This window comes from Mesorhizobium sp. M1E.F.Ca.ET.045.02.1.1 (genome assembly GCF_003952485.1).
Taxonomy (GTDB): Bacteria; Pseudomonadota; Alphaproteobacteria; order Rhizobiales; family Rhizobiaceae; genus Mesorhizobium.
In genome coordinates, this window is the sequence record NZ_CP034447.1 from 4306383 (window position 1) to 4328020 (window position 21638).

A 21638-nucleotide genomic window follows, 5' to 3' on the forward strand; every position below is an offset into this window, starting at 1 on the left:
ACGGCACAAGCCACCTCGCAAGCGTATCGGATTGGCAGGAGGGTGCCGGCCGACCGCCAACACATTTAACAAGCAGAACTGCAACTGGGAGGAATACCGATGATCAAGTCACTCGTTGGCGGCGTCATTGCCGCCACTGCATTTGTCATGCTGAGTTCTTCGGCGATCGCCGATCCGGAAATTGTCAAAGGGCCGGCGGCCGAGCCCGACTGCTTCGCGCCCTGGGCGGCCGACACACAGTTCTTCAAATATCCGAAGAAAGATGGTCCGTACCGGATCGCGCTCGCCAACGGCTATATCGCCAACACTTGGCGCATCCAGATGATTCAGACCGCCAAGGCCTACGCCGCGCAGCCGGACGTCGCCAAGAAGCTGAAGGAATTCAAGGTGGTATCGACCGGCGAGGATGTGCCGGCGCAGATTTCGGCGATCAACAACTTCATCGATTCCGGCTTTGACGCCATCGTCGTCAACGCCCAGAACCCGACCGCATTCGGGCCGGTGATCAAGCGCGCCAAGGAAGCCGGCGTCATTCTCGTCGCCTTCGACAACATCCTCGACACCAAGGACGCCATCAACGTCAATGTCGATCAGAAGGGCCTCGGCGAGCTGTGGGGCAAGTGGCTGGTCTCGCATGTGCCGAATGGCGGCAAGGTGCTCGAGGTGCGCGGCGTGGCCGGCACCTCAGTCGACACCGACCGCCACAACGGCATCCATGAGGTGCTCGATGGGTCCGGCAAGAAGTGGGATGTCACCGAGGTCGTCGGAAAATGGGATGACGGCGTGGCGCAGAAGGCCACCGCCGACGCGATCGCCACCAGCGGACCGTTCGACGGCATCACGGGACAGGGCGGCGACACCGGCATCGTGCAGGCGATGATCGACGCCAAGCATCCGTTCGTGCCGTTCGGCGGCGAGACGGAAAACGGCTTCCGCAAGTTCTGCGCCGCGCATGCGGCGGATGGACTGAAATGCTCTTCGGCCGGCACCGGCCCGGCCCAGGTCGCGGTCGCCATCAAGACTGCGATCGCAGCGCTCGAAGGCAATGTCGTGCCGCAGTCGGTCAAGCTGCCTTTGGCCATCGTCGAGGATCCGAACTTCAAGGCGGGGCAGGATTTCTTCCCGGACCAGTCCGACAATTTCTTCGTCGGCAACTCCTTCCCGACCTGCGGCATCAATTTCACCGCGCAGGAAATCATGGGCCAGACCAAGGAAAACAAGTAGCCTGATCCAACCGGCGCCGCGGGAGATCCGCGGCGCCGGCCGCCAAAGCGCGTCGCGATCTTTCAGATTTGCTCAATGCGCTTTAGGCTTTTGATTTTACGCATGTCTTTGTCCCGAAACCGGTTCCCACTTTCGGGAGACATGCTCTTGATGCCAATCGCGAACTGGCCTGGGGAGGGCTGATGGACGGCGCGGCACCGCTCTTCCAGATGGAAGGCATATCCAAGCGCTATGGCGGCGTTCGGGCCTTGGAGAAGGCCGACCTTTCCGTGACGGCCGGGAGCATCCACGCCATCCTCGGCGAAAACGGCGCCGGCAAGTCGACCTTGATCAAGGTCATGGCCGGCGTCGTCGCGCCGGACGAAGGCCGCATGACGCTGGATGGGCGCGAGGTGACCTTCGCCTCACCGGCCGCCGCGAACCAGGCCGGCATCGTCTGCATCTTCCAGGAACTGTCGCTCATCCCGGAACTCAGCGTCGCCGACAACATCGTCATTTCCGACCCGCCCAAGCGCTTCGGCATGATCGACCGCAAGGCGCAGCGGCGCATCGCGGAACAGGCGCTTGCCCGGGCGGGCGCTTCAGACATCCATCCGCTGGCGCTGGTAAAGGATCTGCCGCTGTCGCGTCGGCAGATGGTCGAGATCGCCAAGGCGCTGGCCAGGAAGCCGCGCATCCTGATCCTCGACGAAGCGACCTCGGCGCTGACGGCGGCGGATGTCGCCAAGATATTCGGCGTGCTGAAGCGGCTGCGCGAGGAAGGGCTGGCGCTGCTCTACATCTCGCACCGCATGAACGAGATCGCCGAGCTGGCCGACCAGTGCACGGTGTTCCGCAACGGCCGCAATGTCGCCAGCTACGCGGCAGGGTCGAAGAGCGACAACGAAGTGGTCGAACTGATGATCGGCCGCGAATACAGCCACATCTTCCCGCCGAAGCCGGTTCGTCACCAACCCGGCGCAGTTCCGGTTCTGGAGGCGCGCGGCCTCTCATGGAGCGGTCGGCTGGACAATATCTCGCTGTCGATCGGAGCCGGCGAGGTCGTCGGGCTCGGCGGTCTCGACGGCCAGGGCCAGCGCGAATTGCTGCTTGCATTCTTCGGCGTGCTGCGCGGTCTTTCCGGGCAGATCCTCGTCGACGGCAAGCCGGTTTCGATCGCAAGCCCAGCAGCCGCGAGCGATGACCGCGTGGGCATGGCGCTGATCCCGGAAGACCGCAAGACGGAAGGGCTGATGCTGCCGATGACGGTGCGCGAAAACCTGTCTTTCGCGGCGCTCGACAGGCTGTCGAAGGCCGGCGTTATCGATCGCGGCGCCGAGCAGCGTCTGATCGACGACATGGTCGGGCTGCTGGCGATCAAGACCGCGGGCCTCGACATTCCGGTCGGCGCGCTTTCCGGCGGCAACCAGCAGAAGGTGGTGATCGCCAAATGGCTGATGCGGCAGCCGCGCATCATCCTGCTCAACGATCCGACGCGCGGCATCGATGTCGGCACCAAGCAGGAGCTCTACCAACTGATGCGCAAGCTCGCGGATGCAGGCGCCGCGATCCTGTTCTATTCGACCGATTATGACGAGCTGATCGGCTGCTGCGACCGCGTGCTTGTGCTTTATGACGGCGCGGTCAAGCGCGAGCTGGTCGGCGCCGAAATCACCGAGCACGCGCTGATCGCCAGCGCGCTGAACATCCACGGAGAAAGTGCCAGGAGCGAGAACGTGGTGAAAGGGGGCGCGGCGTGAAGGACTGGCGCTATTGGCTGGCCGAGCAGCGCGGAACATTGCTCGCGTTCGGCATCTTCATCGTCATGTTCGCGATCTACAGCGCGAACCATCCGGCCGGCTTCACCGCCAATGTCGTGCAGACGGCGGCGAACAAGGGCGTGCTGCTGGCCTTCGTTGCGATGGCGCAGACGCTGGTGGTGATCACCGCCGGCATCGACCTGTCGGTCGGCATGATCTTTACACTGACCAACTGCATGGCTTCCTGGCTGGTGATCGGCACCGGGCTCGAAACCGCCTTCGGTGTGGCTGCCGTGCTTGGCACCGGGCTCATCTGCGGGGCTGTCAACGGCGCCATCGTGATCTATGGCCGCCTGCAGCCGATCGTCGCCACCATCGCTACGGGTGCTGTCTATTTCGGCCTTGCGCTGTTGCTGCGGCCGGTGCCCGGCGGTTCGGTCAATGAAGACCTCGCCGATTTCCTGACCGGGCGCTTCTTCGGCGTCGTGCCAGCAAGCCTGGTGGCACTGTTCGTCGTGGTGCTCATAGTCTGGGTGCCGTTCAGCCGCTCCGAATTCGGCCGCGCCGCCTATGCGGCGGGCTCCTCGGAGACGGCGGCTTATATGTCGGGCGTGCCGATCCGCCGCGGCAAGTTCCTTGCCTATACGCTGGCCGGCCTGCTTGCCGCGATCGGCGGCCTGTTCCTCACCTTCTTCACCTATACGGGGGAGGCGGCCTATGCCAGCGGCAATGCCTACACGCTGTTTTCCATCGCCGCCGTCGTGCTCGGCGGCGTGTCGCTGTTCGGCGGCAAGGGGAGCGCCATCGGCGCGATCTTCGGCGCGCTCGCCTTCCGCACCATCGGCGACCTGTTGTTCGTCTTCGACTTCGATCCGCTCTGGCAGCCGCTGTTCCAGGGCGTTATCCTGTTGATCGCGGTCAGCCTCGGCGCCTTCGCGCTGTTTCGGGTGCGCAACCGGCTGGAGTGGTTCCTGTGAGCGAAACGACGCTTGGCGGCATCGCCGGCCGTATGCCGAAATTCCTCCGCCGCGCCGACCCCGCGGTGATCACCGCCTTTGCCTGCATCCTGCTTCTGCTTCTGGTGGGCAGCCTCTATTCGCGCAGCTTCCTGTCGCCGGAATACTTGCTGCAGCAACTGAAGGTCGCCTCGTTTCTCGGCGTGATCGCCACCGGTATGATGCTGGTGATCCTGCTCGGCCAGATCGACCTGTCCGTGCCGTGGGCCGTTGCGACTGGCGCCATGATGGCCTGCGCGGCCGCCGCCTACGGTCCGGCCGGCATCGCGCTGGCCATTCCTTTCGGCATCCTGTGCGGCGTGGCGATCGGCATCGTCAACGGCATCGGCGTCGCTTACCTGCGCATTCCCTCGATGATCATCACTCTAGCCACCAACGCTGTCGCGCAGGGGCTGATGGTGGTCTATACGGGCGGGTTCTCGCCGCAGGATTCGGCCACGGCGGCGATGCGTTACCTCGCGACCGGTTTTGCCATACCGGGGGTGCCGAACGCCGTGATCATCTGGGCGCTGATAGGGGCCGCAATGGTTTTCGTGCTGACACGCACCAGTTTCGGCCGCGCCGTCTACGGCATCGGCAACCGCGAGCGCGCCGCCTATCTCTCCGGCATCGACACGCGCCGTGTGGTGATGATTGCCTTTGCCGTGTCCGGCGGGCTCTCGGCCTTTGGCGGCGTCCTGCTCGCCGGCTATGCATCGAAGGCCGCGCAGTCGATGGGCGACGCCTATCTGTTACCGTCGATCGCCGCGGTGGTGCTGGGCGGCACCTCGATCCTCGGTGGGCGCGGCTCCTATCTCGGAACCGTTGCAGGCGTGATCCTTATCACGCTGCTGCAATCGATCCTGTCGGTCATGCAGATGCCGGAGGCGGGACGGCAGATCATCTATGGCGTCGTGATCGTCGCCATGCTTCTGCTCTATGGCCGCGCGCCGGCAAGCCGCTGATCGCGGATGAAGGGTCGGCAAGGCCAAAACCATCGGAGGCTTGATTGAACGAGATCCGGTCAGCGCCGGCCATCGTCGTGATGGGGGTTGCCGGCTGCGGCAAGACGGTCGTCGGCGAAGCGCTGGCCAAGTCGCTGGGCGCAGTCTTCATTGAGGGCGACGGGTTGCATCCGCCGGAAAACGTGGCGCGCATGGCGCGCGGCGAGCCGCTGACGGATGCGTTGCGCGAGGGCTGGCTCGACGCGATCGGCGAACGCATCGCGGCCTCCATCGCCGACGGACAGAGGGCCGTGGCGGCCTGCTCGGCATTGAAGCGCAGCTACCGGGACCGGCTGCGCCGCTTCTGTCCGGGCATCGTCTTCCTCTACCTGAAGATCGATCGCGAGACCGCCTGGCGACGGGTTGCGGCCCGCAAGGGTCATTTCATGCCGGCCAGCCTGGTCGACAGCCAGTTCGCAACCCTGGAAGAGCCGGGCAGGGACGAGCAGGCGGTAACCGTGGACGCGACGCGGACTGTCGCCGGGATCGCAAGGCAAGCACTCGGCTAACCGACATCGCTACCGATCGCGGGTTGATCCTGCCGCCCGGTGAGACGGTGGGCGCCCGACCAGGCCATCATCTGTTCCGGATGCAATTTGACCGCTTCCAGCAGACGGTCGCGCTTGAGCAGGATATAGGCCGCCTGCAGGACGAGGTTCTTTGCCGCCACGTCCTTTGCCGGCAGGGTTGCCGGCTGGCTGGTGATGGGCTTCAGCTCGGGGCTGACGATCGCCCGGTATTCGCGAAAGGGCACGGTCTCCAAGGTCGACATGGCAAACAGCGCAGCACCGGCGCGCGCCGCGAAATTGGCCGGCGCCGAGGCGAGGTGGGTCCAGCCATGCTCGCCCATGGCAGCTTCGGTGAAGGTGGAGCCCGCGTGGACGGTGTTGGTCATCAGCACGACGCCGTTCTCCTTCAGCGTCTTCTGGATGCGCGCCGTGACCTGGTAGGCGTCGGCGCGCTCGAAGACGATGCGGCTCTTCAGGAAGCGGTTCTCGACCTTGACCAGCGGCCTGTTGATCACATACAGGCCGAACTTGCTTTCCGAGAAGCCGTGGAAGTTGACGCTGACCTGGTGCGCTTCGATGCCGGCTTCGAAGAGGGCGCGCTTGCCCATGATGGTCTGGGCGATGAACTGATCGCACCAGACAATGGCGCCGCGGCCGCGCCGCAGGGCCTCGCGCAAGCCGTCGACGCCTTCCAGCCGGATTGCGGGCGACCAGCGGCGCGGAACCAGATGGGCGGCCAACATCAGGCGGCGGCGATGCGCGGCGGCAAGGTGACCCCTGAAAAGGCTTTGCGTGTCGGCGCCATCGCCAAGCACCGCTTTGATCGCGACGTCGTAGCGCGCGAATTCCTTGCGAAAATGGCGCTTGCGCCGAAGTGTTGAGACCCAGTCGCAGATCGGCGCCCACGAGATGACAGGCAGGACCGCCGCCACGCCGAGATAGAAGCAGGACAGCAGGCTTTCGCGCAGATCCTTGTTGGAGAAGCGGCGCAGCTTGCCGGGACGGACGAGCTTGCGGCTGAAGAAGCGGACGGTTTCGCCACGCTCCGGCACCAGCACGTCGGCGATGATCTCGGTATGATAGACGCTGGCGGATGACGGCTGCCGTTTGGCCCTGCGGAAATTGCCAAGCCAAGGCAGCCTCATGCTTCAAAGCCCCGTTCAATCCTTCAGCCGCTTTACTGCCTCCAAGGCGGGCAAGCAACCAGCGGCAGGGAGCGTTAAGGCGAGCGACGGCTCTGCTTGCGCGATTCCGGACGGAAAATCGCCGCGCACTTTCCTGGAATTGCCTCTAAATCTGCGACGTCAGTTCGGCCGGGAAATCGTCATTGGCGGCATCGCGCATGGCGGCGAGGCTGCGATTGTCGAGAACCTCGGCGATCGCCTGGCGCACTTCCAGCATCATGTGGCGGACCTGGCATGTCGCCTCGTCGCAATCCTCGCAGCGCTGATATTGCGTGCGGCTGGCGCAGGGGATCGGCGCCAGCGGCCCGTCCAGCACGCGCACGACATGGCCGATCTTGATCTCGGACGCGGGCCTGGCGAGGCGATAGCCGCCTTCCTTGCCCTTGCGGCTCTGCACGAAGCCGGCGTTGCGCAGTTCGCCCAGGATGGCATCCAGGAACTTCTTCGGGATGTTGTTGGCGACCGCTATGTCGTTGACGAATGCAAGCTGGCCAACCGGCAGGCTGGCAAGATGCACGAGGGCCTTGAGGCCGTATTTGCCTTTTTTGGTCAGCATGCCCGATTCAGTTCATCAAACCCCAATCGCCTGCATCTGGCGGTTGTTTGTGTGCAAATCATGACAGTTTGGCCCCTGAATGTTGTTTGGCCCAACAATTTGCGAGCACAGGTTTAGGCACAAACGCGTTGATTCTTCGTAACGTTCTTCACAGAGGACTCGGGATTCGGCCGGCGATTCAATCCCGCCCGCCGGCACAAAGAAAGCCGACAAAGGCCGGCTCTCCTGCGCTCTATGATTGAGGAGCTAGTGGCCGGCGTAGGCCTGATCGAGCAGGCCGCCGGCCGCGAAATGCTCCTTCTGCACCTTGTCCCAGCCGCCGAAGACCTCGTCCACCGTCAACAGGCGGACGTCGGGAAAATCGGCCTTGTATTTGGCGGCAACCGAGGCGTCGCGAGCCCGCAGGCCGTTGCGGGCGGCGATGTCCTGACCCTCCGGCGAATAGAGGAAGTCGAGATAGGCCTTGGCGAGATCGCGGCTGCCGTGCTCGTCGGCGACCTTGTCGACGATCGCCACCGGGAATTCGGCGAGCAGGCTGACCGAAGGCGTGACCTGCTCGAATTTGTCGTCGCCATATTCCTTGCGGATGCCGCGCGTTTCGGATTCGAAGGTGATCAGCACGTCGCCTATCTCGCGCTGGACGAAGGTGGTGGTGGCGGCGCGGCCACCGGTGTCGAAGATCGGCACGTTGTTGAACAGCTTGGTGATGAACTCCTTCACCTTGGCGTCGTCGCCCTTGAAAGCCTCCTTGGCGTAAGCGGTGGCGGCGAGATAGGTGTAGCGCGCGTTGCCCGATGTCTTCGGGTTGGGGAAGATCACCTGCACGTCGTCGCGCACCAGGTCGCTCCAGTCCTTGATGTGCTTGGGATTGCCGGCGCGCACCAGGAAGGACGGCAGCGAATAGAAGGGCGAGGCGTTATCCGGGAAATCCTTCTGCCAATCCGCCGAGACCAGCCCCTTGTTGACCAGGAAATCGACGTCGGTGACCTGGTTGAAGGTGACGACATCGGCACCCAGGCCATCGGCGACGGCGCGCGCCTGCGCCGAGGCGCCGGCGTGGGACTGATCGACCGTCACGCCAGGATGCTTGGCGATGAAGGCCTTGTTGATGTCGGCGAACAATTCGCGGCCAACGTCGTATGAGGCATTCAACAGCTTGTCGGCCGACCAGGCTTGGGAGGAGGCGAGGACGAGGCCGGCGAGAGCGGCGATGCCGAGCAATAGGCGCTTCATGAAAACAGGTCTCCTTCGGAACAGTCAGAAACTATAATGCGACCATAAGAAGGAAAGTCTGGTCCGACGAGGCACGCGGTCCGGGTGGATGGCAGGCGCCAGGAAAAAGCGTCGCCCAAACAGCTGTTTGGCGGGATTTTCTTCCAAGCAGATTCATCGCGGCGCCGGCGGGCGCCAGCGGAGAGCGGCAGGCAGAAAGATGTGTCAGGCAGTCGGGAAGAGCTTCCAGCGCCCCGGCCTGAAGGCCACCCGGCTCTTCTGCGCCGCGGGATGGTCGATAGGCAGCTCGATCTCGACGCGCTGGCGCTCGCCGCCCACCTCGAGCTCTACTCGTCTGGTACCGGCGACGCGCCGGCTGGCGGCGACCGTGCCGGCGATGCAGCCGCTGCAGCCGTCGAGCAGCTCGACATCGTGCGGACGGAAATAGAGCAGTGCCTCGCCGGACGGAGCGTTCGGCGCCGGCAGGCCGATCGGCCGGTCGGCGAGCCAGATCTCGCCATTGTCGACCTTGACCGGCAGCGAGCTCGATTCGCCGATGAAGCTGTAGACGAAAGGTGAGTTCGGCGTGTCGTAGATCTCGTCGGCCGAGCCGACCTGCTCGATGCGGCCCTGGCTCATCACGACAACGCGGTCGGCAAGCTCCAGCGCCTCTTCCTGGTCGTGAGTGACGAAGACGGTTGTGTGGCCGGTGGCGTCGTGGATCTCGCGCAGCCAGCGGCGCAGTTCGCGACGCACCTGGGCGTCGAGCGCGCCGAACGGCTCGTCGAGCAAGAGCACCTTGGGCTCGATCGCCATGGCGCGGGCCAGCGCCACGCGCTGGCGCTGACCGCCGGAGAGCTGTGCCGGATAGCGCTTTTCCAGGCCCGAAAGCTGGACAAGGTCGAGCAATTCGGAAGCACGGCGGCGGATCTCCTGCGTGGAGGGGCGTGCGGCGCCGTGCCGGACCTTGAGGCCGAAGCCGATGTTGTCGGCAACCGTCATATGGCGGAACAGCGCGTAATGCTGGAAGACGAAGCCGACATTGCGCTCCTGGATCGACTTCTGCGAGGCGTCTTCCTCGCCGAAGTAGATGGCGCCCTTGGTCGGACGCTCAAGACCGGCGATCAGCCGGAGCAGGGTCGTCTTGCCGGAGCCGGACGGTCCAAGCAGAGCGATGAGCTCGCCTGACCTGATGTCGAGCGACACGTCGTGGAGCGCCGGAAACAGCTCAAACTCCTTGCGCACGTTGACAACGCGAACTTCCATACAGATCCCTCAGTTAGTTGATGCATGTCGTTGTCCCAAAACCGCTACACACTTTTGGGCGACATGCATCTTAGTGTCCGCGCGTCGCGGCGATCTCGGCGCCGTAGCGCATCTCGAGAAGTGTTTTCAAGACCAGTGTCACCAGCGCTAGGCCGGCAAGCAGCGAAGCGACGGCGAAAGCGCCGACGGCGTTGTACTCATTGTAGAGGATTTCGACATGCAGCGGCATGGTGTTGGTGAGGCCGCGTATGTGGCCGGACACCACCGACACCGCGCCGAACTCGCCCATGGCGCGGGCATTGCAGAGCAGCACGCCATAGAGCAGACCCCATTTCACGTTGGGGAGCGTCACATACCGGAAGGTCTGCCAGCCATTGGCGCCCAGCGAAAGCGCGGCTTCCTCGTCGCCATTGCCCTGTTCCTGCATCAGCGGGATCAACTCGCGCGCAACGAAGGGGAAGGTGACGAAAACGGTGGCGAGCACGATGCCCGGCACGGCGAACAAAATCTGGATGCCGTGCGCCTTCAGCCATTCGCCGAGCAACCCCTGTGCGCCGAACAGAAGCACATAGACCAGGCCGGAAATGACCGGCGAGACCGAAAAGGGCAGGTCGATAAGCGTGGTGAGGAAGGCTTTGCCCTTGAACTCGAACTTGGCGATCGCCCAGGCGGCCGAGATGCCGAAAATGACGTTGAGCGGCACCGAGATAGCGGCCACAAGCAGCGTCAGGCGGATCGCCGATCTGGTGTCGGGGCTGCCAAGCGCTTCCGTGTAGGTGCCGATGCCCTTGGCAAGCGCCTCGTGGAAGACGACGATCAGCGGCAGAAGCAGAAAGACGGCGAGGAAGGCAAAGGCAATCCCCATAGCCACCCAGCGCACCGGCTGGCTTTCGGTGACCGCCGCCGACTGGCTTTCGTGAAGCGGCTCGTAGGATTTGATCTCGGGGTCAGCCATAGCGCTTGCGGCTCCATGACTGCACGAGATTGACGACCAAAAGCATTACAAAGGACAGCGCCAGCATGATCGCGGCGATCGCGGTCGCCGCGGCGTAATTGTATTCCTCCAACCTGATCACGATCAGAAGCGGTGCGATCTCCGATTTGAAGGGCAGGTTGCCGGCAATGAAGATGACCGAGCCGTATTCGCCGACGCCGCGCGCGAAAGCGAGCGAGAAGCCGGTGATGATGGCCGGCGCCAGTCCGGGGAAGAGCACGCGAGTGATGATCTGGAAGCGGTTGGCGCCCAGCGTGGCCGCCGCCTCCTCGACCTCCTTGTCGAGTTCTTCCATGATCGGCTGGACAGTGCGCACGACGAAAGGCAGCCCGATGAAGACGAGCGCCACGACAATGCCGAGTGGCGTGTAGGCAACCTTGATGCCGAGCGGTGCCAGAAGGTGGCCGATCCAGCCGTTCGGTGCGTAAAGGGTGGTTAGCGCGATGCCGGCGACCGCCGTGGGCAGCGCGAAGGGCAGGTCGACCATCGCATCGGCGATGCGGCGGCCGGGGAAACGATAGCGGACCAGCACCCAGGCGACGACGGTGCCGAACACGACATTGACCGCGGCGGCGATGAAAGCGGTGCCGAAGCTGATCTTCAGCGCGTTGAGGGTGCGGCGGTCGACGGCGATCGCCCAGAAATCGGTCCAGCCGAGCGCGGCCGAACGCCAGACCAGCCCCGAGAGCGGGATGAGGATGATGAGCGTGAGGTAGGCAAGCGAGAAGCCGAGCGTCAATCCGAAACCCGGAATGACGCTCGGCTGTCTGAACCGCCACCCCGCCTGGGCGGGTGCTGTGGTCATGTCGTCCTGATCTATATCCTAGCTTACTGGGCCGGCTTATAAATCTGGTCGAATACACCACCGTCGCCGAAATGGTAAGGCTGCGCTTTCTTCCAGCCGCCGAATTGCGGATCGTCGACGGTGACAAGCTTGATTGCCGGCAGCTTGGCAAGGTCCTCGGCGGGCACCAGGTCGGGCTTGGCCGGACGATAGTGGTTCTTGGCGATGATGGTCTGGCCTTCCTTGGAATAGAGCCAGCCGAGATAAGCCTCGGCGACCTTGCGCGTGCCCTTGGCGTCGACATTGGCATCGACGACGGCGACCGGCGGCTCGGCAAGGATCGAGGTCGGCGGGTAGACGATGTCGAAATTGTCGGCGCCGAATTCGTCAAGCGCGAGATAGGCCTCGTTCTCCCAGGCGATCAGCACGTCGCCGAGGCCCTTCTGCGCGAAGGTCACCGTCGAGCCGCGCGCGCCGGTATCGAGCACCGGGACATTGGCGTAAAGCTTGCCGACGAATTCCTTGGTCTTGGCTTCGTCTTTGCCGTCATTGGCGTTGGCATAGGCCCAGGCGGCAAGATAGTTCCAGCGCGCGCCGCCGGACGTCTTCGGGTTCGGCGTGATCACCTGGACGCCGTCCTTAACCAAGTCGCTCCAGTCGTGGATGCCCTTGGGATTGCCCTTGCGCACCAGGAAGATGATGGTCGAAGTGTAGGGTGCCGAGTTGTTCTCGAACTTGGTGCGCCAGTCAGGGTTGATCTTCTTCGTCTTCGAGACGATGGCGTTGATATCGCCTTCGAGCGCCAGCGTCACGACATCGGCGTCGAGACCGTCGATCACCGCCCTGGCCTGTGCGCCCGATCCGCCATGCGACTGCTGGATGGTGACGGTCTCGCCAGTCTCGGCCTTCCAGTGCGCGGCGAAGGCCTCGTCATAGGCCTTGTAGAGCTCACGGGTCGGGTCGTAGGACACGTTCAGAATGGTCGTATCGGCAAACGCGAAACCGAGCGTGCCGAACTGGACAGATGTGGCGACCAGCGCGCCGAGCAGTTTCCTGAAATGAGGGTTGGTCATTTCCGCCTCCGTTGATGACGGCCGAACTCTACCGAATTGATAGAATTTAGATGCATTCAATGTTGCCTTTTTTGCCCCATCAAAGCAATTTTTCGCCGACGGCCGGCATATTCGGGAAACATTTTCCTCATATTAGCCAGAGCAGGCTCTGCGCCTGTCCGACGCCATCTAGAGACGGCTGGCGTGGCGGCAAGGTCTGAGCAGCGTGAGATTTGCGTTGGGGTCGATCCGCCCTTTCATGGCGCGGTGACGGGAAAGTCGAAACGCTGCTTGGCGAACGGTTCGTCTCGCAGCGTGAAGTGCCACCATTCGCGCGCATAATTGCGGAAACCGGCGGCGCGCATGGCCGACAGCAGCCTCTTGCGGTTGGCTGCCGCTTCGGCGGGAAGAGGGCGGTGGGCCGTCTCGCTCGTCGGGTCGAAACAGTCGAAGCCGGTGCCGAAATCGAGCGTGACCGCATCGGGGGCGCCGCAGGCGGGATCAGCGGCGCTTTTCTTGTCCATGGCGGCGAAGGCGAGGTCGACAGTCGAACCGCGCGAGTGGCTGGACAGTTCGCCGACATAACCCTTGGCAATGAGATCGCCGCGTTTGGCCGTCGGGTACCATTGCGGGTCGGGCGGACCGCCTTCTTTCGTCCATCTCCCCATGTCGGCGACGGCGCGCGCCGGGCGGTAGCAGTCGAAGACGACGAGCGTCAGGCCTTTGGCGCTCAATGCTTTCTGGACACTGGAGAGCGCCTTTGCCGCCTGTTCTGTCAGGATGCAGCCGGGGGCTTCGTAACCATCCACCTTGCGGCGCAGGAAGTTCTTGATACCGGCATAGCGGATATCCTGACGGATGGTCGGATCGACATCGGCGAGCCTGACGAAGCCGGCGGGCAGGGGATCGGCGCGGGCGGGGACGGAGATTGCTGGCAGGAGAGCCAGCGTTGCGAGGATTGTGGCTGCTCCCAGCCAAGGTTGGCGCGAGGCACCCCCCTCTGGCCTGCCGGCCATCTCCCCCGCAAGGGGGGAGATTGGCAGCTTCGATGCCGACTCTATCTTTCTGACGTTGAAGATTGGCGAAGGCAGCGAAGCGAATAATCTCCCCCCTTGCGGGGGAGATGGCCGGCAGGCCAGAGGGGGGTGCCTCGCACCGGACATCCGGCCAAGAAGCGCAATGCGCTGAATCGCTTGCCGCACTCTATTCAACGAAAACCTTCACGCTGGCCGCGCGGCCGACGGCGTCGATCACGGTCAGCGTCGAATAGCCGGTGCCGTCGGGCTGCCAGGTCGCGGTGCGGCGGCGGTCGATGCCGGCAAGCGGCTTGCCGTTGGCAAGCCAGCGGAACGGCGCCCGGCCGCCCTGAAGCTTCAGCACCAGCGGCGTGGCGTCGGCCGAATTGGTGCCGAGATCGACGCGCGCGCCGTCCGGCGGGAAGATGATGGTGGGCGCAGGCTCGGTCGGCGTTGCCTGCACCAGCCCGTCCGATCCGGCGCCGAAGCGGGCGAGCGTCACCGGCAGTTCGTCGCGTTTGGGGTTGAAGACGCCAGGCGGCCGGCTGGGCAGCGGCACGCTGGCCAAACCGGAACGGACAAAGCCCTCGAACAGGATCGGCGCGGCCGACACATAGCCGGACAGACCCGGTATCGGGCTGGCGTCGGCGCGGCCGACCCAGACACCCAGTACATAGCGGCCGTCGAAGCCCACCGACCAGGCATCGCGATAGCCATAGGAGGTGCCGGTCTTGTAGGCGATGCCGCCCTGCATGGCGCCTTCCAGCGGCTTCACGCCGGAGAGGATGTCGTCGATCTGCCAGGCGGCCTGGTCGTCGAGGATGGTGGCGGTGGCGCGCTCGGCATTGGCCGGCTCGGTGCCGTCATGCAGCGTGTGCATCTTGCCGCCATTGGCGAGCCCCGTATAGAGCTGCACCAGGTCGCGCAAGGTTATGCCGGCGCCGCCGAGGCCGATCGCAAGGCCGGGCGCTTCGTTGAGCGGCAGGACCAGGTTGACGCCGGCCTGGCGGAAGCGCGCGGTAAGCCGTGCGGGACCGACGGCGTCGAGCACGCGGATCGCCGGCACGTTGAGCGACAATTGCAGCGCCTGCCTGATGCTGACGTCGCCCTGGTAGCCCATATCGAAATTCTTCGGCCGATAGCCGCCGAAGTCGGCCGGGCTGTCCTCGATGATGGTCTCCTGCGCCACCAAACCCTGCTCGAATGCCAACCCGTAGATGAACGGCTTCAGCGTCGAGCCGGGCGAGCGCACGACCTTGGTCATGTCTATCCAGCCGGAGCGGCTGGCGTCGAAGAAATCGGCCGAGCCTACCTCGCCAAGAATGTCGCCGGTGCGCGCATCGGCCATCACCATGGCGACGGATAGTTTAGGCCCGAGCTTCCTGGCGGCCTCCCTCGCTACCTGCTCCAGGCCCTGCTGAACACTCTTGCGGATGGTGAGCTGCAGCGGCTTGCCGGGCTCCGCCTTGGGCAGCATGGCGTAGGAAGCGTGCGCAGCGAGCGCCGGCAGCTTGCGGCGCAGGCCGGAGACATCGTCGAGGGCGGCGCGCGCAGCCTCGCGCTCGCCAAGCAGGCCGGACGAGACCATGCGGTCGAGCACCCGGTCGCGCGCGGCATGGGCGATGTCGAGGTTGCGGTCGGGCCGGCGTTTTTCGGGCAGTTGCGGCAGCGCGACGAGGAGGGCGGATTCCGAAACGGTCAGCCGCTTCGGCTCCTTGCCGAAATAGGCAAGCGAGGCGGCGCGCACGCCTTCGAGGTTGCCGCCATAGGGCGCCAGGGTCAAATAGCGCTCGAGGATTTCCTGCTTGGACAGTCGCCGCTCGATCTGGATAGCGCGCAGGATCTGCTTGGCCTTGGAGGCGAGGCTGCGGCTGTCGCGCGGCTCGATCAGCCGGGCAAGCTGCATCGACAAGGTCGAGCCGCCGGAGACGATGTGGCCGCTGGTGGCGAACTGGCTGGCGGCGCGGCAAAGCGCCAGAACGTCGACGCCGCGGTGGTCCCAGAAACGCTTGTCCTCATAGGCGACCAGCATGTCGATGAACTCTCTGTCGACCTGGTCGAGGCGGGTTTCGAGCCGCCAGTAGCCGTCAGGCGTGGCGAAGGCGCGCAAGAGCTGGCCGTCGCGGTCCTGCACCTCGGTCGAGACCGTCAGCGTGGCCGGCAGCGGCGGCGGGAAGGCGCGGTCGAGCTCCCAGAGGGCGGCGACGGAAAGGGCGGCGAGGCAGGCAAACGAAATGCCTGCAATCGCAGTGCGTCTGAGGAATTTTCTGGAGAGCATGGCGCTGCCCCTCATCCGCCTGCCAGCACCTTCTCCCCGTATAGGGACGGGGAGAAGGAAGATTCCAGCGACGTCTTCATCGCTACTCCGCCTTGACCTCCATCATGCCGGAGGCGGTACGGGCCGAATATTGCGGCCGGTACATGTCCTCCACCGTCGCCGCCGGATGGGCAAAGGTGCCCGGTGTCACGGCGCGCACGACATAGGCCAGCGTGATGTTGCGGTCGCCGTCGCCTTCATTGGGGTTGAAGGCGGCGACGAAGCGGTCGTCGCGGAACTCCAGATGAGCGGCGTCGGTCTGCGCCAGCCAGGAGAAGTTCGCCAATTGCGCGCTGGAGACCAGGCTTGGATTGTCGATCTCGAAGCCGGCCGGCAACAGGTCGGTGATCAACAGGCGCGACGGCCAGTTGTTCTGCTCATAGACCTTGAGCACGACCACATAGCGCTCGTTCTGCTTGGCCTCGGTGACGTTGGCCTCGGTGCCGTCGAGCCTGTAGTAGGTGCGATCGATGGTGAAGCCGTCGCCGCCGGCCGGCAGCGGCTCGACAGGCGCCGCCACCGCGGTGACCACCGCCTGCAGCGGCGTCTTGCCGGTGTTGGCGATGGTGAGCGGGCGGCCCTCAAGGTCGCTGCCGGAGACACGGTCGGAATAGCCGCCGGAATGCGGCGCGCCGTTGACGGAAAGCGTGATGGAATCATTGCCTTCCTTCAGCGCCCGCGCGGCGAGCAGCATCCAGGATTCGTCCTGCGTGCTCGTCCAGCGGGCGTCGGCACGCTCCCGGCCCACAAGCCGGATCAACTGCGGCACGATGCTCGGCACCGGCTTCGATTCCGCCGCCAGCGCCAGCATCGCCGCGCCATCGCGGAGCGGCGAGCCGTAGTCCGAGCGATAATAATCGTACTCGGTGCTCGCCTTTGCCAGCCGCAGCGCCGTCTGGAAGGTCGCTTCCGAACGCTGCGTGTCGCCATAGAGCGCAAGGCTCGCCGCCAGTTGCGCGACCGCCATCGGGCTGGAGAAGGCTTCGAGCTGCGTGTCGGCGTAGTAGCGCAGATCGCCGATCGAGGCCTTCTTGTTGCGGGCGAGAACATAGAGCGCGTAAGCGATCTCGCTGCCGCGATCCTGGACGTCCTGGTCGTAGCCCAGCGAGTTCTGCAGGTTGTTCAGCGCCTGGTTCATCGCCTGCGCCGGCACGTCGTATTTCTGCTCGCGCGCCCGGGTCAGGAACTCGCTGACATAGGCGTCGAGCCAGAGATCGCCGGAGCCGGGACCCCAAAGGCCGAAGCTGCCGCTGTAGGCCTGGTAGCTCAGCACCTTGTAGACGGCGTCCTGGATGCGGCCGTGCAGCTCGGGATCGCTCTCCATGCCGATGCTGGTGGCCATGTCGTTGACATAGAGCAGCGGCATGGCGCGGCTGGTGGTCTGCTCGGCGCAGCCATAGGGGTAGCGGTCGAGGCTCATCAGAAGCGAAGGCACGTCAAAGGCAGCTGCCTGGGAGATGCCGACGCTGACCGAAGCGCCGTCGAGAACGCTTGCGGCGAGCAGCTCCTTGTCGACGCGAAGCGCGCCGCCATTGGGTTTCAGGTCGACCACCATGCGGTTGGTGACCGGAAGCTGCGCCGGGCGCACCGGCAGATAGAGCGTCTGCTCGACCTCGGTCCCACTGTCATGCGCGAGCTTGACGGTGATCGAAGCATCGCCCGCCGTTCGCGCGATCAGTGGGAACGAGAGCGTCTGCCGTTTGCCCTGGGTCAGCGTCAGCTTCTCGGGCAGGGGCTTGTCGCCGGTCGACAGATCGCCGGTGGTGGCGACCGAGAGCTTGTAGTCGCCGGCAGGCCCGTCCGTGTCGGCGATGTCGAGCCGCATCGTCGCGGCATCGCCGGGCGCCAGGAAGCGCGGCAGGCCGGCGGTGATCACCACCGGATCGCGCACGATGACATCGGTCTCGGCGTGGCCGACCGCTTCCTTGGTCCAGGCGACGGCCATGACGCGCACCGTGCCGTTGAACTGCGGGATGTCGAAATCGACCCGCGCCTTGCCGTCGGCGTCGAGCTCAACCGGGCCAGAGAAGAAGGCGACCAGCTTTTCGGTCGGCGGGCTGCCTTGCGACTGCATGTTGGCGCCATCACCGCCGGTCCGCAATTTGCCGGTGGTGCCGAGCGAGCCGTCGATCAGGCGGCCGTAGAGGTCGCGGATTTCAAGCCCCAGCATGCGCTGGCCGAAGAACCAGTCCTCTGGATCGGGCGCCTTGTAGTTGGTGAGGTTGAGGATGCCGACATCGACGGCCGCGACCATCACATAGGCATTGCTGCCGGGTTGCGCGCCGTTGACGGCGACCGGGATCGACAGCTGCTGGCGCGGCGCGGTCTTTTCAGGCGTCAGCGTGACGGCAAGCTTCTTCGAGCCGGGATCGACGGTCAGCCATTTGACGCCGATGGCGCGGGCCGGCATGCGCGATTGCTCAGCATCGCCCGGCCGGAACAGCGTCGCCGTGACATAAGCGCCGGCGCCCCAGTCGTCGCCGACCGGAATGTCGACGGTGCTGCCGCCGGCCGGCACCGAGGCGGTGACGGTCTTCAACAGCTTCTCGGCACCGATGGTGACGAGCAGTTCGCCGGCAAAATGCGGCGAGACCTTCAGCTTGGCGACCTCGCCGGCGGCATAAGTATCCTTGTCGAGGGCAATCTCCAGGCCGTCCGGCGTTTCGGTGGTGGTCGAGGCGACATACCAGCCGGCGTCGAACTCGTAGCTTGTCGCCGGGCCGTCCGGATCGGCCGTCTCGACTTCGAGCCGGTAGCGGCCCCAGTCGACGGGAAGCGATACGGTTGCGTCACCCTCGGCGTTGAGGTCGATCTGGCCGTTGGCGACGGCCTTGGTGAGGTTCACCGCTTCATAGTTCCAGGAATTGTTGGAGCGGTACCATTGGTAATTGCGCTCGACCTTGACCAGCGACCACTGCGCGCCTTTCAGTTCCTCGCGCTTGCCGTTCGGATCGACGGCGATGATGCTGAACTTCGCCGTTCCGCCTTGCGGCACCTCGCCGCCTTCGAAATCAGGGCGGATGCCGATCATGTCCTTCTCAGGATGGACGGCGATGTCGAGCGAGCGCTCGACGGCGCGGCCTCCGGCTTCGCGCATGCGCACGGTGACCTTGGCGTTGACCAGCTTGGTGGTCGAGGGCAGTTGGTCGATCGAAACCGGGAAGGTCGCCTTGCCGTCGTCGCCGACAAGGGGAAGGTTGGCTAAAGGCGTCACCGTCGGTTCGGCCGACTGCTCGTCTGCGAGGCCGAAGGTGAAGTCCTTGAACCGGTCCCAACTGCTCGTGGTCGACAACGTCATCTCGCCTTCGAGCGCGAGGCCGGCGGCCGGCGCGCCGTAGAGGAAACGGCCGTCGACGCTGACATTGGCGGTCTCGTCCTGGGCGATCTCCTTCTTGTCGGCCGTCAGGTCGAACTCGATGCGATCCGGCACGAAATCCTCGACCAGGAACATCTGGCTCGCCACCGGCGCCTGCTTGGGGTCGGTAAAGATCGACACCGTCCAGGTGCCGCGCATGGCGTTGGGCTCGAGCGGCAGGTCCACCGCATGGCCGCCGGCGGAGGTGCCGTCGCTGACGACGCGGCGGTTCTCGACGCCGTCGGGACGGGTGAAGATGAAGGTCAGCGGCAGGTTCTCGACCGCCTTGGCGGCGCCGTCGCGGGCAAGGGCGGCGACATGCACATCCTCGCCGGCGCGGTAGATGCCGCGCTCGGTCCAGGCATAGACGTCGAGCGCGCCGGGCGCGGCGCGCCCCGCAACGCCGCGGTCCGACAGGTCGAAGCCGGCGCGGCCCATGTCGAGGAAGACGAAGTCGTTGTCGCCCTGCTTGGCCATCAGCACGGCCGGCACCATGCCACCTTCGCCGCGGGTGAGGCCAGGGTTGAAGACCGCGTGGCCCTCGGCGTCGGATGTCGCCGTGCCGAGGATCTCGTTGTTCTTTGCAAGCAGCGTCAGTTCGGCGCCGGCGATCGGCTTGGCGGAGCCGAGCGAACGGGCAAACACGTTGAGGCCGTCCTGGCCGGTGTAGGTGGACAAGCCGATGTCGGAAACGACGAACCACTGGGTGGCGCGTGAGTTGTAGTCGTCGCTCTTGTCGTCGACCGGCTGCGCGGTCAGCACATAGACGCCAGGCTTGCGCTGCGGGATCGCCTCGTCCACCGGGAAGGAGGTGGTGACCTCCTTGTTGAGGTCGTTGGCGATGTCCAGCGTGCCTTCCCAGACGGGCTCGCCCATCTGGTCGGAAATGGTGGAAATGTCATAGCCGTCGAGCTGATGCAGGAACTGATAGCCGGACAGAAGCTGCGCCAGCGACCGGTCGCCGATGCGATAGAGCTTCATCTTGGCGGCGTTCATGTTGACGGTGACGACCGGAATGCCGCGGCGGGCGCCGGCCGGCAGCACGAAGCTGTCGCCGGTGAAACGGGCGGACGGGGCGCGGTCCTGGACATAGATCGACAGCACGACCGGGGCGGCGATGGTCTCGCCGATCGCGGCCGGCAGGCCGGCACGGAAGGTCACGTCATAATGCTGGCCGTGTTCCAGTCCTTCGACGCAGATCTGCTTGTCCTTGGCCTCGACGGCCTTGGGCGCGGCATTGTCGACGGTGACGAACTGCGAATAGTCGACGCCGGTCTTGACCAGTTCCTCGGAAAACTGGGCGCAGATGCGCGGCGAAGAGGAATCGGCATCAACCGTGTGTTCGATAACGCGGAAACCCTTTCGCGCCTTGAGGTCGGCATAGTCGGCCTGCACGGCGGGCGAGTTCACCAGCGCAAGGCTTGCCTCATAGGCCTGGATGGCCGGCCGGAAGAGGTCGCGCTTGTCGAGGCCGGCGGCAAGCAGGGCCAGCGCCTCGGCGCGGGTCTTTGCGGTGCGCACCAGCTTATAGGCGTTGAAGGCGGCCGAGGTGACGTTTGCCGGCAAGGTCGATGGCTCCGAGGTGTTCGAAGCCGGCTGCACGCCGAGCGTTTCGCGCGCCAGCGCCAGCCAGAGCGCGCCGTCGTCCGGCAGGACGGACAGCGCGGCCTGGTATTTCTGCATGGCGAGACGATGGTCGCCGGTCAGCGCCGCCTGCTCGGCCGCGGCCTGGAGCGCTGCCAGCCCTTCAGTGGGCTTGTCATAGGCCGGATCGGTCAGCTTGTTGCGGAACTGCTGGGCCTGGTCGGCCATCCAGTTGGGGAAGAAGGCAAGCGCAGGCGGGGCGCCGATATCGGGGTCGCCATCGACATTGGCGATCTTGCCGGCGACGGCGCCGCTGAACGGTTTCAACTGGTTATAGTCGGATTTGAGAAAGCACCATTTGGCCTTGGTGTTGTAGGTGAAGGCGCGGCAGGCAGGGTCGCCGAGGCATGTAGTCTTGCACTGGTCGAGGCTGACATTCTGGTCCGACCTCAGGTCGAAGCCGAAATAGTCGGAATTGTCGGTCGTCACGATTCGCCGGGCTTCGGCCGCAAGTGCCGCGCCGCCCGATGCGAGGAAGATGGGGGCGAAAAAGATAAGGAGAAGGAAAGAGAGACCACGAGCCGCGCGCATTGCCATATCACCCTCCCGACATTGCAGCGTCCGGGCATGATCAAGCATCAAGCGGGCTTGTCAACGCCGGAACGCGGCAGGTTTTCAACCGGCCAACGGTTTCCATTCCGGCCAAAGGCCGGTATTTCGACAGAACCTCTATGAGATGGATCACACATTCTTGCGAAGGTGCAAAAGGTGTGAATTCCAAGCCCGGTCCATTTCAGACAATTGGATTGTGGCCCCTTTACGAGCGTTTCAGAACTTCATTCCAATT

General features: G+C 64.7%; 15 protein-coding genes. 5 read left to right on the plus strand and 10 right to left on the minus strand.

Annotated features, from left to right (window positions below; genetic code table 11):
• The first annotated feature begins 99 nt into the window (after nucleotides 1-99).
• The 5 genes from EJ070_RS20745 (at nucleotide 100) to EJ070_RS20765 (ending at nucleotide 5471) form a co-directional block, all read left to right on the plus strand.
• On the plus strand, nucleotides 100-1224 hold the full coding sequence (locus EJ070_RS20745; protein WP_126092999.1) for a sugar ABC transporter substrate-binding protein: 1125 nt from the start codon (nucleotides 100-102) through the stop codon (nucleotides 1222-1224).
• Between the two features lie 182 nt (nucleotides 1225-1406).
• Nucleotides 1407-2963, plus strand: coding sequence for a sugar ABC transporter ATP-binding protein (locus EJ070_RS20750; protein ID WP_126093000.1), 1557 nt, complete (start codon nucleotides 1407-1409; stop codon nucleotides 2961-2963).
• Entirely contained in the window at nucleotides 2960-3940 is a 981-nt protein-coding gene (locus tag EJ070_RS20755; protein ID WP_126093001.1) for an ABC transporter permease, read from the plus strand. The genes EJ070_RS20750 and EJ070_RS20755 overlap by 4 nt, the downstream gene beginning before the upstream one ends.
• Nucleotides 3937-4923 (plus strand): ABC transporter permease, encoded by a 987-nt coding sequence (locus tag EJ070_RS20760; protein WP_126093002.1) that lies wholly within the window; start codon nucleotides 3937-3939, stop codon nucleotides 4921-4923. Before EJ070_RS20755 ends, EJ070_RS20760 begins: the two co-directional genes overlap by 4 nt.
• An 80-nt stretch (nucleotides 4924-5003) precedes the next feature.
• Nucleotides 5004-5471, plus strand: coding sequence for a gluconokinase (locus EJ070_RS20765; protein WP_126095850.1), 468 nt, complete (start codon nucleotides 5004-5006; stop codon nucleotides 5469-5471).
• On the opposite strand, the gene EJ070_RS20770 is transcribed toward EJ070_RS20765, so the two are convergent.
• From EJ070_RS20770 to EJ070_RS20815, 10 genes are all read right to left on the minus strand, one after another.
• On the minus strand, nucleotides 5468-6616 hold the full coding sequence (locus EJ070_RS20770) for a hypothetical protein (RefSeq protein WP_126093003.1): 1149 nt from the start codon (nucleotides 6614-6616) through the stop codon (nucleotides 5468-5470). The genes EJ070_RS20765 and EJ070_RS20770 overlap by 4 nt on opposite strands.
• 145 nt (nucleotides 6617-6761) lie before the next feature.
• The gene (locus EJ070_RS20775) at nucleotides 6762-7211 is read right to left on the minus strand and encodes an Rrf2 family transcriptional regulator (RefSeq protein ID WP_126093004.1); all 450 of its coding nucleotides are present in this window, start codon (nucleotides 7209-7211) and stop codon (nucleotides 6762-6764) included.
• A 246-nt stretch (nucleotides 7212-7457) separates the two neighbouring features.
• Complete coding sequence (locus EJ070_RS20780) at nucleotides 7458-8444, minus strand: sulfate ABC transporter substrate-binding protein (protein ID WP_126093005.1); 987 nt, start codon at nucleotides 8442-8444, stop codon at nucleotides 7458-7460.
• A gap of 204 nt (nucleotides 8445-8648) precedes the next feature.
• Nucleotides 8649-9689, minus strand: a complete 1041-nt coding sequence (locus EJ070_RS20785) for a sulfate/molybdate ABC transporter ATP-binding protein (RefSeq protein ID WP_126093006.1) — start codon at nucleotides 9687-9689, stop codon at nucleotides 8649-8651.
• Nucleotides 9690-9759: 70 nt separating this feature from the next.
• Nucleotides 9760-10644: a sulfate ABC transporter permease subunit CysW gene (cysW, locus tag EJ070_RS20790; protein WP_126093007.1), complete on the minus strand. Its 885-nt coding sequence runs from the start codon at nucleotides 10642-10644 to the stop codon at nucleotides 9760-9762.
• Nucleotides 10637-11488, minus strand: coding sequence for a sulfate ABC transporter permease subunit CysT (cysT, locus tag EJ070_RS20795; RefSeq protein ID WP_126093008.1), 852 nt, complete (start codon nucleotides 11486-11488; stop codon nucleotides 10637-10639). The genes cysW and cysT overlap by 8 nt, the downstream gene beginning before the upstream one ends.
• Before the next feature lie 23 nt (nucleotides 11489-11511).
• Nucleotides 11512-12540: a sulfate ABC transporter substrate-binding protein gene (locus tag EJ070_RS20800; protein WP_126093009.1), complete on the minus strand. Its 1029-nt coding sequence runs from the start codon at nucleotides 12538-12540 to the stop codon at nucleotides 11512-11514.
• 236 nt (nucleotides 12541-12776) lie between these two features.
• Complete coding sequence (locus EJ070_RS20805; RefSeq protein WP_245464639.1) at nucleotides 12777-13535, minus strand: M15 family metallopeptidase; 759 nt, start codon at nucleotides 13533-13535, stop codon at nucleotides 12777-12779.
• A 187-nt stretch (nucleotides 13536-13722) separates the two neighbouring features.
• Nucleotides 13723-15813 carry a penicillin-binding protein 1C gene (pbpC, locus tag EJ070_RS20810; protein ID WP_245464640.1) on the minus strand — a complete coding sequence of 697 codons (2091 nt, stop codon included), beginning with the start codon at nucleotides 15811-15813 and terminating at the stop codon, nucleotides 13723-13725.
• An 82-nt stretch (nucleotides 15814-15895) separates the two neighbouring features.
• Complete coding sequence (locus EJ070_RS20815) at nucleotides 15896-21388, minus strand: alpha-2-macroglobulin family protein (RefSeq protein WP_126093011.1); 5493 nt, start codon at nucleotides 21386-21388, stop codon at nucleotides 15896-15898.
• Nucleotides 21389-21638 lie beyond the last annotated feature (250 nt).

Bases quoted from the DNA above. Each gene is read 5' to 3' on its own strand.
- EJ070_RS20785 (WP_126093006.1), bottom strand. From the start codon at position 9,689: ATGGAAGTTCGCGTTGTCAACGTGCGCAAGGAGTTTGAGCTGTTTCCG.
- EJ070_RS20765 (WP_126095850.1), top strand. From the start codon at position 5,004: ATGGGGGTTGCCGGCTGCGGCAAGACGGTCGTCGGCGAAGCGCTGGCC.
- EJ070_RS20800 (WP_126093009.1), bottom strand. From the start codon at position 12,540: ATGACCAACCCTCATTTCAGGAAACTGCTCGGCGCGCTGGTCGCCACA.
- cysT (WP_126093008.1), bottom strand. From the start codon at position 11,488: ATGACCACAGCACCCGCCCAGGCGGGGTGGCGGTTCAGACAGCCGAGC.
- EJ070_RS20815 (WP_126093011.1), bottom strand. From the start codon at position 21,388: ATGGCAATGCGCGCGGCTCGTGGTCTCTCTTTCCTTCTCCTTATCTTT.
- EJ070_RS20780 (WP_126093005.1), bottom strand. From the start codon at position 8,444: ATGAAGCGCCTATTGCTCGGCATCGCCGCTCTCGCCGGCCTCGTCCTC.
- EJ070_RS20775 (WP_126093004.1), bottom strand. From the start codon at position 7,211: ATGCTGACCAAAAAAGGCAAATACGGCCTCAAGGCCCTCGTGCATCTT.
- pbpC (WP_245464640.1), bottom strand. From the start codon at position 15,813: ATGCTCTCCAGAAAATTCCTCAGACGCACTGCGATTGCAGGCATTTCG.
- EJ070_RS20805 (WP_245464639.1), bottom strand. From the start codon at position 13,535: ATGGCCGGCAGGCCAGAGGGGGGTGCCTCGCGCCAACCTTGGCTGGGA.
- EJ070_RS20770 (WP_126093003.1), bottom strand. From the start codon at position 6,616: ATGAGGCTGCCTTGGCTTGGCAATTTCCGCAGGGCCAAACGGCAGCCG.
- EJ070_RS20745 (WP_126092999.1), top strand. From the start codon at position 100: ATGATCAAGTCACTCGTTGGCGGCGTCATTGCCGCCACTGCATTTGTC.
- EJ070_RS20750 (WP_126093000.1), top strand. From the start codon at position 1,407: ATGGACGGCGCGGCACCGCTCTTCCAGATGGAAGGCATATCCAAGCGC.
- cysW (WP_126093007.1), bottom strand. From the start codon at position 10,644: ATGGCTGACCCCGAGATCAAATCCTACGAGCCGCTTCACGAAAGCCAG.